This window comes from Enterobacter cloacae complex sp. ECC445 (assembly GCF_021892025.1).
In the GTDB taxonomy this organism is placed as follows: Bacteria; Pseudomonadota; Gammaproteobacteria; order Enterobacterales; family Enterobacteriaceae; genus Enterobacter; species Enterobacter chengduensis.
This window is the reverse complement of record NZ_JAKLRZ010000003.1, coordinates 101,329-115,357: the sequence shown is the minus strand read 5'-3', so window position 1 is coordinate 115,357 and position 14,029 is coordinate 101,329. Positions and strand designations below refer to the sequence as shown.

Annotated in this window: 11 protein-coding genes; 5 read left to right on the top strand and 6 right to left on the bottom strand. The window is 57.3% G+C overall.

Annotated features, from left to right (window positions below):
• Positions 1 to 61: 61 nt before the first annotated feature.
• Positions 62 to 1,042, bottom strand: coding sequence for a nitrilase family protein (locus L6R44_RS04030; RefSeq protein ID WP_237423359.1), 981 nt, complete (start codon positions 1,040 to 1,042; stop codon positions 62 to 64).
• A 101-nt stretch (positions 1,043 to 1,143) separates the two neighbouring features.
• Here L6R44_RS04030 and L6R44_RS04025 point away from each other — a divergent pair, with 101 nt between their 5' ends.
• Complete coding sequence (locus L6R44_RS04025; RefSeq protein WP_237423358.1) at positions 1,144 to 2,058, top strand: LysR family transcriptional regulator; 915 nt, start codon at positions 1,144 to 1,146, stop codon at positions 2,056 to 2,058.
• On the opposite strand, the gene L6R44_RS04020 is transcribed toward L6R44_RS04025, so the two are convergent.
• Positions 1,982 to 2,332 carry a helix-turn-helix domain-containing protein gene (locus L6R44_RS04020; protein ID WP_237423357.1) on the bottom strand — a complete coding sequence of 117 codons (351 nt, stop codon included), beginning with the start codon at positions 2,330 to 2,332 and terminating at the stop codon, positions 1,982 to 1,984. The two genes, L6R44_RS04025 and L6R44_RS04020, sit on opposite strands and share 77 nt — an antisense overlap.
• Positions 2,333 to 2,668: 336 nt before the next feature.
• Between L6R44_RS04020 and L6R44_RS04015 the strand changes: the two genes are divergently transcribed.
• Both L6R44_RS04015 and oqxB read left to right on the top strand, forming a co-directional pair.
• Positions 2,669 to 3,844 carry an efflux RND transporter periplasmic adaptor subunit gene (locus L6R44_RS04015; RefSeq protein WP_032640460.1) on the top strand — a complete coding sequence of 392 codons (1,176 nt, stop codon included), beginning with the start codon at positions 2,669 to 2,671 and terminating at the stop codon, positions 3,842 to 3,844.
• Positions 3,845 to 3,868: 24 nt separating this feature from the next.
• A complete protein-coding gene (oqxB, locus tag L6R44_RS04010) occupies positions 3,869 to 7,024 on the top strand; it encodes a multidrug efflux RND transporter permease subunit OqxB (RefSeq protein WP_237423356.1) in 3,156 nt (1,051 codons plus the stop codon).
• Between the two features lie 97 nt (positions 7,025 to 7,121).
• Here the strand turns inward: oqxB and L6R44_RS04005 are convergent, their stop codons facing one another.
• The gene (locus L6R44_RS04005; protein ID WP_032640456.1) at positions 7,122 to 7,601 is read right to left on the bottom strand and encodes an RrF2 family transcriptional regulator; all 480 of its coding nucleotides are present in this window, start codon (positions 7,599 to 7,601) and stop codon (positions 7,122 to 7,124) included.
• A gap of 293 nt (positions 7,602 to 7,894) precedes the next feature.
• On the opposite strand from L6R44_RS04005, the gene L6R44_RS04000 reads away from it, so the two are divergent.
• The gene (locus L6R44_RS04000; protein ID WP_237423355.1) at positions 7,895 to 9,610 is read left to right on the top strand and encodes a SulP family inorganic anion transporter; all 1,716 of its coding nucleotides are present in this window, start codon (positions 7,895 to 7,897) and stop codon (positions 9,608 to 9,610) included.
• 44 nt (positions 9,611 to 9,654) lie between these two features.
• Here the strand turns inward: L6R44_RS04000 and dmsD are convergent, their stop codons facing one another.
• The 3 genes from dmsD to L6R44_RS03985 form a co-directional block, all read right to left on the bottom strand.
• Positions 9,655 to 10,269, bottom strand: a complete 615-nt coding sequence (gene dmsD, locus L6R44_RS03995) for a Tat proofreading chaperone DmsD (protein ID WP_237423354.1) — start codon at positions 10,267 to 10,269, stop codon at positions 9,655 to 9,657.
• Positions 10,270 to 10,362: 93 nt separating this feature from the next.
• Positions 10,363 to 12,801, bottom strand: coding sequence for a selenate/tellurate reductase subunit YnfE (ynfE, locus tag L6R44_RS03990; protein ID WP_237423353.1), 2,439 nt, complete (start codon positions 12,799 to 12,801; stop codon positions 10,363 to 10,365).
• A 131-nt stretch (positions 12,802 to 12,932) separates the two neighbouring features.
• Positions 12,933 to 13,199 carry a DUF1161 domain-containing protein gene (locus tag L6R44_RS03985; RefSeq protein ID WP_237423352.1) on the bottom strand — a complete coding sequence of 89 codons (267 nt, stop codon included), beginning with the start codon at positions 13,197 to 13,199 and terminating at the stop codon, positions 12,933 to 12,935.
• A 104-nt stretch (positions 13,200 to 13,303) separates the two neighbouring features.
• Between L6R44_RS03985 and L6R44_RS03980 the strand changes: the two genes are divergently transcribed.
• A complete protein-coding gene (locus L6R44_RS03980) occupies positions 13,304 to 14,014 on the top strand; it encodes a YnfC family lipoprotein (RefSeq protein WP_032640451.1) in 711 nt (236 codons plus the stop codon).
• Positions 14,015 to 14,029: the final 15 nt, after the last annotated feature.

Below are 14,029 nucleotides of genomic sequence, written 5' to 3'. Positions count from 1 at the left end.
TGTAATTATATACAGTGTAGCAGCTCCGGGTTTATGTTGCAGCTAAAAAATGCGCACAGTTCTAGCGAGCAGGGGGCTCATTCGAAAAGCGTGCGCTGATCGCATCACGTTCATAGCCCTGCGGCTGGGTCAGTATCCGGTATAAATCGGGGCGGCGACCGTGGATCCAGCGCCGTCCGGTGCTCATCGCGAGCAGGCTTAAATCCAGTTCAGCGCTCACCATCGCATCCTCTGCCGCCCAGGTTTCATTCACGATCCTTCCGTAAGGATCGAGGATCATGGCATTGCCCGTGCGCACTTCGTCGTCGTCAGCACCGACACCGTTGCTGAAGAGAAGAAACAGTCCGTTGTCGTGCGCGCGGGCAGGCAGCCAGCGCATAAGCCACTCCCGACCGCTTGGACCTTTAAATGCGGCGGTAATGTCCTCCTTGCGCGTTTCCCGCGCCTCCCATAGCGCCAGCGGAATGGGCTTCATTCCGTGGGGGCTGCGGGAATCTGTGCCGCCCGTCTGGTGCGGCGCGAGAAGAATATCGGCGCCCAGCAGCGCCGTTGCGCGCACGTTTTCGACCAGATTATTGTCCCAGCAAATCAGGATACCGACCTTCACGCCCCACGGCGTATCAAAAACGGTAAAGCTGTCCCCGCTGCTGATGGCCGGATGTTCAAAAGCATGGAGCTTACGATGCGTATGCATTGTGCCGTCCGGCATACAGGCAACATAGGCATTGTAGAGGCGGCCATCGTCGGCGCGTTCAATGAGACCGACGCCAATCAGCATCTGATGTTTTATCGCCAGGGAGCGAATGAGCGCCAGGGAAGGGCTTTCTGCTACTGGCTCGGCCAGCGCAGACACCTCCGCTGCACTGAGCTTAGGGACGTGCCAGTAGCCGGTAATACACATTTCAGGGAAGGTGAGAATGTTCACCTGCTCAAGCGCCGCCTGTTCAATAAACTTCTCTATGATCAGCAGATTGTACTTTTTGTTATTGGCCTGATGCTGAAACTGGACGGTTGCCGCCTTTAGGGATTGAGGTTCGTTCATGATGTGTCTCCGGTTGTCATCGAGACTCGATTACATAACGATTACCAATAACTGTATAATCAAATGATTTCTTATTTTGATAACCATCTGGAATCTAAAAAATGAACACCCGGTTGCTCAACGCCTTTTTGCTGCTGGCTGAAAAGGGGAACTATGCCGATGCGGCGCGGGCGCTGTTTATCTCGCAACCGGCATTGACCAAACAGATTAATCTCCTCGAATCCCAGGTGAATATGTCTCTTTTTTCACGGGGGCGTCACGGCGCAATGCTGACGGCCGGCGGCAGGCGTTTGCTGCCAGAGGCTGAAAAAGTGGTGAGGCAAAGCCAGCTCTTTATGCAGCATGCCGAGCGGGTCTCAAAAGGGGTGGAGGGACATATTGCCGTCGGGTTCGGGCTCTCAAGCTTTTATCTTGCGCCGCGCTGTATCGCTGACTTTCGTCGGGACTACCCGGGAGTAGAAATGTCATTGACGGATCTGCCTTCCTTCCAGCAGTACGAGCGATTGCAAAATGATGAGCTACAGGTCGGTTTTGTCAGGGTGCCTCCCCCCGCGGCGCTTGACTCCCTGCCGCTATTTACCGACCGTCTGGTGCTGGTTGCGCCCGCCGCGTCGCCGACGCTGCCTGCCGGAGAGTGGCTCATGAAACGCCCTCTGCTGCGGCTTTATGATGAGCGGGGACGGGGGTTGAACGCGCAGATTGACCGCTTCCTGCATGACAACGGTCTTTTCGTTTCATCGACTCAGCTGACTGACGACATTCAAACCATCGTCGCGATGGTGGTGGCGGGCATCGGTGTGGCGATTCTGCCCACCAGCGTAACGCATATCGCGCCGCCGGGGCTGGCGATTATTCCGCTAACGGGGGAGTCAATCAGCTGGAAGGTGGGCATTGCCTGGGACGCAGGCAGGGAAGACGTCATCCGTGACAATTTCATTGCTAGCGTAGCGGCTGCGTTTCCGGGCCAGCCATGCTGCGCCGCCATGCCCCAGGCGCCTGACCGTACTGACGCTTAAAGCTGCGGTTGAAGGACTGCTGGGAGTCAAAGCCCAGCGCGATCGCCACGTTCAGAATGGGCTCGTCGCTGCGGGTTAAGCGCTCCATCGATTTTTGCAGCTTTTGCGCGCGGATATACCCGGCAAGGGGATAGCCCGTATGTTCCTTAAACAAACGCTGAAGATGCCATTTCGAATAGCCGGAGCGTCTGGCGACGGACTCAATGTCCAGACGGCTGTCCAGGTTGTTGTCGATCCAGTCGAGTAAATCATGCATAAATGCGCCAGTGTTCATCGGGTTACTCCCACGCAGCATAGTAAAAGTATCTTTATCTGTTGCATTTAAAGGTGGCGCGTTTTTGCAGTAATTGCAAGTTTTATTGTTGCATTTAAATCCCTGGCCGAAACGGGTCTTTTCACATCCGCTCAAATAGCACATAAAGTGCAACAATTATTCTTGCACTTAGTTAAGCGCCTTCCTACAATCGCCGCGAATAGTGTATTCGCAACTGTTACAGTTTTGTGGCGATGAACGACACAAATGGCCTTAAGACAGCCCCCGGACAAAGGAAGTGGCGCGGTGCCTCCTGCTGCGTCTTGCCCGGCGGCGACAATTATCGGAATAAAAATAATGAGCCTGCAAAAAACCTGGGGTAACTCTCCACTGAGCGCGCTGGGGGCACTGTTGCTCTCCGCGCTGCTCGTCGGATGCGATAACAGCGTCGCGCAAAACGCCGCGCCGCCTGCGCCAGCCGTGAGCGCCGCTGACGTGGTGGTGAAATCGATCAGCCAGTGGGATAGCTTTAACGGCCGGATTGAAGCGGTGGAGAGCGTTCAGCTTCGTCCGCGCGTGTCCGGCTACATTGATAAGGTGAATTACACCGACGGCCAGGAAGTGAAGAAGGGCGAGGTGCTGTTCACCATTGATGACCGTACCTATCGCGCGGCGCTGGAACAGGCGCAGGCGAACCTGGCGAGAGCCAAAACCCAGGCCAGCCTGGCGCAAAGTGAGGCTAACCGTACCGATAAGCTGGTCAATACCAACGTCGTCTCCCGCGAAGAGTGGGAGCAGCGTCGTTCGGCCGCCACTCAGGCGCAGGCCGATATTCGCGCCGCGCAGGCGGCGGTTGATGCCGCCCAGCTCAACCTGGACTTCACCAAAGTCACCGCACCTATCGACGGTCGCGCCAGCCGGGCGCTGATCACCAGCGGAAACCTGGTGACGGCGGGGGACACCGCCAGCGTCCTCACCACGCTGGTTTCGCAGAAGACGGTCTACGTCTACTTTGACGTGGACGAGTCGACCTATCTTCACTACCAAAACCTGGCCCGCAGCGGGCAGGGGGCGTCCAGCAACCACGCGGCGCTGCCGGTTGAGATTGGCCTGACGGGCGAGGAGGGCTATCCCCATCAGGGCAAAGTGGACTTCCTGGATAACCAGCTCACGCCAAGCACCGGCACCATCCGCATGCGCGCGCTGCTGGATAACGCGCAGCGTCAGTTCACGCCGGGACTGTTTGCCCGCGTACGCCTGCCGGGCAGCGCGGAGTTCAAAGCCACGCTTATCGACGACAAGGCGGTGCTGACCGATCAGGATCGTAAATACGTCTATATCGTGGATAAAGAGGGGAAAGCGCAGCGTCGCGACATTACGCCGGGGCGTCTGGCAGACGGCTTACGCATCGTACGGCAGGGGCTGAACCCTGGCGACAAAGTCATCGTCGAGGGTTTACAGAAAGTGTTTATGCCGGGTATGCCGGTTAACGCGAAAACCGTTGCCATGACCGCCAGCGCCGCCCTTAACTGATCCCTTGACCTGAGAATCCAACCCATGGACTTTTCCCGCTTTTTCATCGACAGGCCGATTTTTGCCGCCGTCCTGTCGATTCTGATTTTTATCACAGGGTTGATCGCCATCCCGCTGCTGCCGGTGAGCGAATACCCTGACGTCGTGCCGCCAAGCGTGCAGGTGCGCGCGGAGTACCCGGGCGCCAACCCGAAAGTGATTGCCGAGACCGTGGCGACGCCGCTGGAAGAGGCAATCAACGGCGTTGAGAACATGATGTACATGAAGTCCGTCGCGGGCTCCGACGGCGTGCTGGTGACCACCGTCACTTTCCGTCCGGGAACCGACCCGGATCAGGCGCAGGTTCAGGTGCAAAACCGCGTCGCGCAGGCCGAGGCGCGTCTGCCGGAAGACGTAAGGCGTCTGGGCATTACCACCCAGAAGCAGTCCCCGACGCTGACGCTGGTGGTGCATCTGTTCTCGCCCGGCGGTAAGTACGACTCCCTGTATATGCGCAACTACGCCACGCTGAAGGTGAAGGACGAGCTGGCGCGCCTGCCCGGCGTCGGCCAGATCCAGATTTTCGGCTCCGGCGAGTACGCGATGCGCGTCTGGCTGGATCCCAACAAGGTGGCGGCCCGCGGGCTGACCGCGTCGGACGTGGTGACGGCGATGCAGGAGCAGAACGTGCAGGTGTCCGCCGGGCAGCTTGGTGCCGAGCCGCTGCCGAAGGAGAGCGATTTCCTGATCTCCATTAACGCCCAGGGCCGACTGCATACCGAAGAAGAGTTCGGCAATATTGTCCTGAAAACGACGCAGGACGGTACGGTTGTTCGCCTGCGCGACGTAGCGCGTATCGAAATGGGGTCCGGGAGCTATGCGCTGCGTTCCCAGCTGAACAATAAAGACGCGGTCGGGATTGGTATCTTCCAGTCTCCGGGGGCGAACGCCATCGATCTTTCTAACGCGGTGCGCGCGAAAATGGACGAACTGTCCGCGCGCTTCCCTGCGGACATGAAGTGGGCGGCACCTTACGATCCAACCGTTTTCGTGCGCGATTCCATCCGCGCGGTGGTGCAAACCCTGCTGGAAGCGGTGGTACTGGTGGTGCTGGTGGTGATCCTGTTCCTGCAAACCTGGCGCGCGTCGATCATTCCGCTGATCGCGGTGCCGGTGTCGGTGGTGGGCACGTTCAGTATTCTTTATCTGCTGGGCTTCTCGCTGAATACCCTGAGCCTGTTCGGGCTGGTGCTGGCCATCGGTATCGTGGTGGACGACGCCATCGTGGTGGTGGAAAACGTCGAGCGAAATATCGAAGAGGGGCTTGCGCCGCTTGCGGCGGCGCACCAGGCGATGCGCGAAGTATCCGGGCCGATTATCGCGATTGCGCTGGTGCTGTGCGCGGTGTTCGTGCCGATGGCGTTTCTCTCCGGCGTTACCGGGCAGTTCTACAAGCAGTTTGCGGTGACGATCGCCATTTCCACGGTCATCTCCGCCATTAACTCGCTGACGCTCTCTCCGGCGCTGGCGGCACTGCTGTTAAAACCGCACGGCGCGCCGAAAGATTTCCCTACCCGGCTTATCGATCGTCTGTTCGGCTGGATCTTCCGTCCGTTTAACCGCTTTTTCCACCGCAGCTCGAACGGCTATCAGGGGCTGGTGGGCAAAACGCTGGGACGACGCGGCGCGGTATTTGTGGTGTATCTGCTGCTGCTCTGTGCCGCAGGCGTCATGTTTAAGGCGGTGCCCGGCGGGTTTATTCCGACCCAGGACAAGCTTTACCTGATTGGCGGCGTGAAGATGCCGGAAGGCTCTTCGCTGGCGCGCACCGACGCGGTGATCCGCAAGATGAGCGAAATCGGGATGAATACCGAAGGCGTGGACTACGCGGTTGCGTTCCCGGGGCTGAACGCGCTGCAGTTCACCAACACGCCGAATACCGGAACGGTCTTCTTTGGCCTGAAGCCGTTCGATCAGCGTAAGCATACTGCGGCGGAAATTAACGCCGAGATCAACGCGAAAATTGCGCAAATCCAGCAGGGCTTTGGCTTCTCCATTCTGCCGCCGCCGATTCTGGGGCTGGGGCAAGGGTCAGGCTATTCGCTGTACATCCAGGATCGCGGTGGTCTGGGCTATGGCGCGCTGCAAAATGCGGTGAACACCATGTCCGGCGCGATTATGCAGACGCCGGGAATGCACTTCCCGATCTCAACCTACCAGGCTAACGTGCCGCAGCTGGACGTGCAGGTCGACCGCGATAAGGCCAAAGCGCAGGGCGTATTGTTGACCGATCTTTTCGGTACGCTGCAAACCTATCTGGGCTCGTCGTACGTGAATGACTTTAACCAGTTCGGGCGCACCTGGCGCGTGATGGCGCAGGCCGACGGGCAGTTCCGCGACAGCGTGGAAGATATTGCCAACCTGCGCACCCGTAACAGCCAGGGCGAAATGGTGCCGATTGGCAGCATGGTGAAAATCACGACCACCTACGGGCCGGATCCGGTGATCCGCTACAATGGCTACCCGGCAGCGGACCTGATTGGCGATGCCGACCCGCGCGTGCTCTCTTCCGCGCAGGCGATGACGCAGCTGGACGCGATGTCTAAGCAGATCCTGCCGAACGGGATGAACATTGAATGGACCGACCTGAGCTTCCAGCAGGCCACGCAGGGCAATACGGCGCTGATCGTTTTCCCGGTCGCGGTGCTGCTGGCGTTCCTGGTCCTGGCGGCGCTGTATGAAAGCTGGACGCTGCCGCTGGCGGTGATCCTCATCGTGCCGATGACCATGCTCTCCGCGCTGTTTGGCGTCTGGCTGACCGGTGGCGATAACAACGTGTTCGTGCAGGTGGGGCTGGTGGTACTGATGGGGCTGGCCTGTAAAAACGCCATTCTTATCGTGGAGTTTGCCCGCGAGCTGGAAATTCAGGGCAAAGGCATTATGGAGGCCGCGCTGGAGGCATGCCGCCTGCGCTTACGCCCGATTGTGATGACCTCCATCGCCTTTATTGCCGGGACCATTCCGCTGATCCTCGGCCACGGCGCGGGCGCTGAAGTGCGCGGCGTTACCGGGATCACCGTGTTCTCCGGGATGCTGGGCGTAACGCTGTTTGGTCTGTTCCTGACGCCGGTGTTCTACGTGACGCTGCGTAAATTCGTGATGCGCGGGAAAAAAGAGGAAAGGGAAGTGCTGCCCGCGTAGAGACGTTGCAGATAATAAAAAACCGCCTTCACGATGAAGGCGGTTTTTTTACATCAGAATGCAGGCCGGGTAAGCGCAGCGCCACCCGATAAAATGGTTACGACGTCTTTTGATACTGGGCAATAAGCTCGGGGAGCGGATCGCACCCGCTGCTGTCGGCGTTTTTAACCTCCTCCAGCGCGCTTGCCACGGTATGACGGGCAAGCACCGCCAGCGAAGCCTCCTCGGCCTCTTCGGAAATCGACTTAAAGTACCAGCAGGCGTTAGCGCTGACCACGCAGCGGGCCGGTACGTCCGGGCGCGACGCCCACAGCTTTTTATCTTCGATGACCGACAGGTAGATGTCGCGCAGGGTAATCTCTTCCGGCGGGCGGCCAAGGTGAATTGAGCCGTTACGGCCCAGCGTCGAAACGATAATGCCGTCACGCGTCAGCGGAACCATCAGTTTGCGGATAAAGCTCGGGTTGGCTTCCAGGCCGTAGGCCAGAATGGCACTCGTCGAACGTTTACCTAATTGCTCCGCCATCGCTACGCTGAGAACCATCTGCAAAGCTGTCGGGAAGCGGTAATCTAACATTTCTCTTTCCTGGGTCGCGGTGAATCTTGTTCTTTTTGGCACCGCAGAGGTGAATAAGCAATAAACAACAATATAACAAACAGGGGAATTTTTTTGAAGCAATCTGCGGCATTTGCGATCAATCACCCTGTTTCGGTTTAGCAAAACGTGCGGTTCTGGACGTCAACGCCCTAAATCAAAGGGCTTTATCAGCAACTGAGAGGCCGCGTCTCAGTCCGGAGCATTTGAAAACCAGAACCTCACTGAAAAGTGTGCCAACATTTCCCAGGTAATATCAATATCCGGAGAACAACGTGTTCGGGAAACTGTTGTTAAACTACATGCCAGGCTTACAAAATTTGTTAGCCTACGATAAAAGCTGGCTAAAACAGGATGTTAAGGCCGGGTTATCCGTTGCGGCTGTCGCGCTACCCGTTGCGATTGCATACGCTGAGCTGGCGGGCGTTGGGGCAATCGTGGGGCTCTATTCCTGCGTGTTACCGATGATCGCGTATGCCCTGTTTGGCTCTTCACGTCAGCTTATTGTTGGCCCTGATGCCACGACCTGCGCGGTGATTGCGGCCGTCGTATTTCCGCTTTCTGCGGGCAATCCCGAACTGCACTGGCAGCTGACCATCATCATGACGCTGATGATGGGCGGGTGGTGTCTGCTTGCCAGTAAATTTCGCCTGGGCGCGCTGGCCGATCTCCTTTCTCATCCCATTCTTACGGGGTTGCTTAATGGCGTCGCCGTGACGATTATTGTCGGGCAACTGGGCAAGGTTTTAGGGATCAGGCTAGATGAAGCGCAGGTTATTGAGAAAATCATGGCCTTGCCGAGCCGGCTTTCCGAAAGCCATCTATTAACCATAGGGATATCGCTTTTAACGTTAGGTATTTTAATCGCGATCAAAACGTATCGTAGCCAGTGGCCAGCGCCGCTGATTGCCATCGTGTTGACAACGTTACTGGTGTGGGGGACATCCGCGCAGCAGTATGGTATCGCTACGATTGGTGGTGATGGCTTCCAGTCTGGTTTACCCGTGGTTAACTGGGGGGCGTTCCAGCCGGGGCCGATGCGTGATTTAGTGATCCCGGCGCTGAACCTGGCGTTGGTCAGTTTTGTCAGCCTGATGCTGACCGCCCGCAGTTTCGCCGCGAAAAATGGCTATGAAATTAATGCTGATGCCGAGTTTCGGGCGCTGGGTATTGCGAACATTATGTCGGGGCTATCTCAGGGGTTTGCTATCAGCGGTGCCGATTCCCGGACCGCGGTGAATGATTCCGTCGGGGGGAAAAGCCAGCTGGTCTCCATCGTCGCCGCCTTACTCATCGGTATCGTGGTGGTCTTTTTCACTCAGCCATTACAGTTTATTCCGGTATCTGCATTAGGTATTGTTCTAATGTATGCGTCGTGGTCATTAATTGATTTACGTGGATTATGGAACCTGCGGCGGAGAAATAAGCAGGCATTTCGCCTCGCCTTTTTCACGTTTGGCTGCGTTTTAATTATCGGCGTGATCCAGGGCATCGGCCTGGCGGTGTTGCTTGGCCTGCTGCAGTTCCTGCGTACCGTCTTTCGTCCCTCGGAGCACTTACTGGGCACTGATGAAAACGGAATGATTCACTCATTGGGTAATACGGCCGATATTAAAATGGTTCCCGGCGTGCTGATGTATCGATTTAACTCACCGTTGACCTATTTTAATGTGGCCTATTTTAAACGCCGGGTATTGAACCTGGTTGACGGTGCGGCATTACAGCCTAAATGGGTGGTCATTGATGCCGTCGCGTGCTTCACCTATTCAGACATCAGCGTGCTGGCAACCATTAATGAGCTGAAGCGTGACCTGAAGGGTCGAAAGATTACGTTAATCCTTGCGGGCAGGAAAACGGAGTTAACGCGCTGGTTTAAGGAGAGTCGGCCAACAATGAATGATGATGACATGATTCTGGCGCCGGACCTCTATCTGGCGCTGCGGTTCATTCAGAGCAAAGAGAGCGTGAGTGAATCAGGCGGAGAGGTTTAAACCCTAACCTGGCTTGCCCGCCACCCGCGAGCAAGCCACGTCCCTTACCGATACAGCGTCTTTTCCGCAACCGGAATAAGCAGTTGGGAGCGCCACTCTGCCAGCGTCAGCTGCGCAAGCTTGCCCAGCGCGGTATAAAACGGATGCCCGGCGTTATCGACAAATTCCGACAGGAAGCGGGTGCTCCACGGCAGCAGGTGCCACGCCAGGAGCTGGTCGCACTCCGCATCGCGGCCATTTTCAGCCAGCCACGCCGCCAGCAGCAGCAGCGTACCGAAGTGATCTTCCGGCTCATTCTGCTGCATCTCAAACGCGATAGCGTTCTCCCGCATCCACTGGCGCAGCGCGAGGGTCGAGTCGCCAAACAGCACGGATTCGCGATCCAGCCAGACGGAACCCCACGGTGGAGCGGGCAGGGCGTAAGGGCCAATAAACAGCCGTTGCCACGCGTCCGTCAGCGGCTCATCGCAAGGTGCGGCAAAGGTATCAGCGACGGGCTGCAGCATCTCCGGCGGCAGGGGCCAGTCCTGAACCCATACGCCTGCGGCCAGGGCCTGCACCAGCGGCGCGGCCTGCTCGCTGTCCGGGGCGAAATAAAACAGCGCGCCCAGCACCCGGGCGCTGAACGCGAACGATTCACGATGTGAGGCGTCTTTCATTAAATCTTCCTTGTTCGCGCGGAGGGCGTCCGCGCGACTGTGTTAACCGATAATACAAACCATAGAATAAACCACGGCCACGCAATGCACCCACTACACCTTTTCGATCTGTACCAGATTGGTGTGCTGCGGGTTGCCTTTCGCCAGCGGAGAAGGACGATGGGTCGTCAGCGTGTTGATGCATGAGCCGTGGTCAATACGATCGCCACGCATATCGGCATCGTGCCAGGCACCCTGACCCATGGCGCTTACGCCGGGCATGATGCGCGGCGTCACTTTCGCTTCAATTCGTACCTCGCCGCGAGTGTTAAAGACGCGCACCGTATCGCCGTTCTTAATGCCGCGTTTTTCGGCATCGACAGGGTTAAGCCAGACCTCCTGGCGGCAGGCCGCTTTCAGCACGTCGACGTTGCCGTAGCTCGAGTGGGTACGCGCTTTAAAGTGGAAACCAAACAGCTGCAGCGGGTATTGCGCGCGCTCGGGTGCATCCCAGCCGTCAAAGGTCGAGGCGTAGACGGGCAGCGGGCTGATGGTCTCATCTTTTTCCAGCTCCCAGGTGGACGCGATCTTCGCCAGCTTGCTGGAGTAAATTTCAATCTTGCCCGATGGCGTTTTCAGCGGATTGGCTTCCGGGTTTTCGCGGAATTTTTTATAGGCCACAAAGTGTCCGTTCGGATCTTTGCGCTTATAAATGCCCATTTTTTTCAGCTTGTCATAGGACGGCAGCTGAGGGTCTTTTTCGAGCATTTTGGCATAAAGGAACTGCAGCCACTGTTCCTGCGTCCGTCCTTCGGTAAATTTCTGATGGATATCCGGCCCGAGGCGTTTTGCCACCTCGCTCATGATCCAGTAGATGGGCTTACGCTCGAACTTCGGCGCGGTCACGGGCTGGAGGAAAATGAGGTAGCCCATATTCCCGGCATAATCGTTAGGAATGATGTCTTCCTGCTCGACGGTCATCAGGTCCGGCAGCAGGATATCGGCATACTTCGCCGACGACGTCATGAAGTTGTCGATGACGACAATCATTTCGCACTTGCCGTCATCCTGCAGGATATCGTGGGTTTTATTGATATCGGAGTGCTGGTTGATGAGGGTATTACCCGCGTAGTTCCAGATGAACTTAATCGGCACGTCCAACTTATCTTTCCCACGCACGCCGTCGCGCAGGGCGGTCATCTCCGGCCCGCGGGCGATGGCGTCCGTCCAGCTGAAGCAGGAAATTTGCGTTTTGACCGGGTTATTCGGCAGCGGCATGCGCTCGATGGTGATGGTGTAGGTTGACTCACGCGCGCCGCTGTTCCCGCCGCTGATGCCCACGTTGCCGGTGAGGATCGGCAGCATCGCGATGGCGCGGGACGTCAGCTCGCCGTTCGCCTGGCGCTGTGGACCCCAGCCCTGGCAGATGTAGGCCGGCTTCGCTGAGCCAATCTCGCGGGCAAGCTTAACGATGCGATCGGCGGGAATACCGGTGATGCGCGAGGCCCACTCCGGCGTTTTTGCGGTGCCGTCATCGCCCTGGCCGAGAATGTAGGCTTTATAGTGACCGTTAGCAGGCGCGCCTTCCGGCAGCGTTTTTTCATCATAGCCAACGCAGTATTTATCCAGGAACGGCTGATCGACCAGATTTTCGTTGATTAATACCCATGCAAGACCGGCCACCAGCGCGGCATCGGTCCCTGGACGGATCGGGATCCATTCGTCTTCTCGTCCGGCGGCCGTGTCGGTGTAGCGCGGGTCGATAACGATCATGCGCGCGTTAGACCGCTCGCGAGCCTGCTCCAGATAGTACGTAATCCCGCCGCCGCTCATGCGGGTTTCCGCCGGGTTATTGCCGAACATCACCACCAGCCTGGTGTTTTCGATATCCGAGGTGCTGTTGCCGTCGTTGCTGCCGTAGGTGTAAGGCATCGCGCAGGCGATTTGCGCCGTACTGTAGGTGCCGTAGTGGCTCAGGAAACCGCCGTAGCAGTTCATCAGACGCGCCACCAGCGAAGCGTAAGGCGAGGAGCGGGTGATATTGCCGCCGACAATCCCGGAGGAGTAGTTTATGTACACCGCTTCGTTGCCGTACTTAGCGACAACGTTTTTCAGGCTGGCGGTGAGGGTATCCAGCGCTTCATCCCAGGTGATGCGCTCAAACCTGCCTTCGCCGCGTTTGCCCACGCGCTTCATGGGGTAGTTCAGGCGGTCAGGATGGTTGATCCGACGGCGAATAGAACGGCCGCGCAGGCAGGCGCGAACCTGATGGTTGCCGTAAATATCCTCGCCGGTGTTATCCGTTTCAACCCAGTATACTTCGTCGTCACGGACGTGCAGGCGCAGGGCGCAGCGGCTGCCGCAGTTTACCGAGCAGGCACCCCATACGACCTTTTCTTCTGCAGGCTGAACGGCGTTCTTCACCGCTGCGGCGGCGCTTTTTAAACCAAAAGGAAGCGAGATCCCACCGGCGGCAAGCGCCAGAGAACCTATTGCAGTAGATTTCACGAGAGTTCGACGGCTAATTCCGCCGTGATGTTCACTATCGGACATGGCTCACCCCATCATTATAATTGCGTATTATTTTTCCCGAAATGATGACCGGGCTAATGATGGGGTGAGTGTTACTTATTTGGGGGTATTAAATCTTAATCCTCATCAATTCAAAGGAGATTGAGGCTAAATTACTGAGATTCAGCAGCCCCGCCGCCGGTTCGGGTGTACAAAATTTTAAAGGTGTCGTTGGCGCAGTGGCCTACCACCTGCGTGCCCGCCTGGTCAGCCTGATCGTTCGGCACGATGGTCAGGGTAAAACCTGATTCAGGCACGCCGTTGTTGACTATCTTCTGCTGAATGTCGCTTTTCACGCGTTCGCAGGAGCCCGGTGCCGCCAGCGCGGCGGTTGAGGCACTCATTAACAGCAGGGCGGTAATCCAGGGTAACCGTTTCATCTGTTGCTCCTTTTCTCTGTGTGTAGATTTATTCTAGCAGGCTTCGTGTAAACAACTGTATTTGCTAATATGATTGGGAATAATCTCCCTGTACGGTAATCAATGTGAAGAAATACGCCGCGATAACGCTACTGGCAGCAACACTGGTGGGGTGCGACAACAGCACCGCGCCGCTGTCGTTTACGCCCGAGATGGCGAGCTTTTCAAACGAGTTTGATTTTGATCCGCTGCGCGGCCCGGTCAAAGACTTTACCCAGACCCTGTTCAACGAGAAGGGCGAAGTATCTAAGCGGGTCACCGGCACCGTCTCGACGGAAGGGTGTTTCGACACGCTGGAGCTGCACGACCTGGAGGCCAACACCGGCGTGGCGCTGGTGCTGGACGCCAATTACTACCTTGATGCGGAAACCCAGCAGCGCAAAGTGAAGCTGCAGGGCAAATGCCAGCTGGCCGAACTGCCGTCAGCCGGGGTGACGTGGGATACCGACGACAACGGTTTTGTGGTGGCGGCGCACGGCAAAGAGATGGAGGTGAAGTATCGCTACGACGCGGATGGCTACCCGCTGGGCAAAACGACCGTCTCCGGGGATCGGCATCTTTCCGTCCAGTCGACGCCGTCTAAGGATCTGCGCAAAAGAATGGATTACTCGGCAGTGAGCGTGCTGAATGACAAGCCGCTGGGCAACGTGAAGCAGAGCTGCGACTACGATCGACACAATAACCCGGTGAGCTGCGATCTGACCATCACGGACGACAGCGTCAAACCGGCCGTCGAGCGCAAGTACACCATCAAAAACACGATTGAATACTACTGAGCAATATATTGATAT

What these genes read in the sequence shown, in the direction of transcription:
- L6R44_RS04030 (WP_237423359.1), bottom strand. Translation starts at nt 1,042, where the DNA reads ATGAACGAACCTCAATCCCTAAAGGCGGCAACCGTCCAGTTTCAGCAT.
- L6R44_RS04025 (WP_237423358.1), top strand. Translation starts at nt 1,144, where the DNA reads ATGAACACCCGGTTGCTCAACGCCTTTTTGCTGCTGGCTGAAAAGGGG.
- L6R44_RS04020 (WP_237423357.1), bottom strand. Translation starts at nt 2,332, where the DNA reads ATGAACACTGGCGCATTTATGCATGATTTACTCGACTGGATCGACAAC.
- L6R44_RS04015 (WP_032640460.1), top strand. Translation starts at nt 2,669, where the DNA reads ATGAGCCTGCAAAAAACCTGGGGTAACTCTCCACTGAGCGCGCTGGGG.
- oqxB (WP_237423356.1), top strand. Translation starts at nt 3,869, where the DNA reads ATGGACTTTTCCCGCTTTTTCATCGACAGGCCGATTTTTGCCGCCGTC.
- L6R44_RS04005 (WP_032640456.1), bottom strand. Translation starts at nt 7,601, where the DNA reads ATGTTAGATTACCGCTTCCCGACAGCTTTGCAGATGGTTCTCAGCGTA.
- dmsD (WP_237423354.1), bottom strand. Translation starts at nt 10,269, where the DNA reads ATGAAAGACGCCTCACATCGTGAATCGTTCGCGTTCAGCGCCCGGGTG.
- ynfE (WP_237423353.1), bottom strand. Translation starts at nt 12,801, where the DNA reads ATGTCCGATAGTGAACATCACGGCGGAATTAGCCGTCGAACTCTCGTG.
- L6R44_RS03985 (WP_237423352.1), bottom strand. Translation starts at nt 13,199, where the DNA reads ATGAAACGGTTACCCTGGATTACCGCCCTGCTGTTAATGAGTGCCTCA.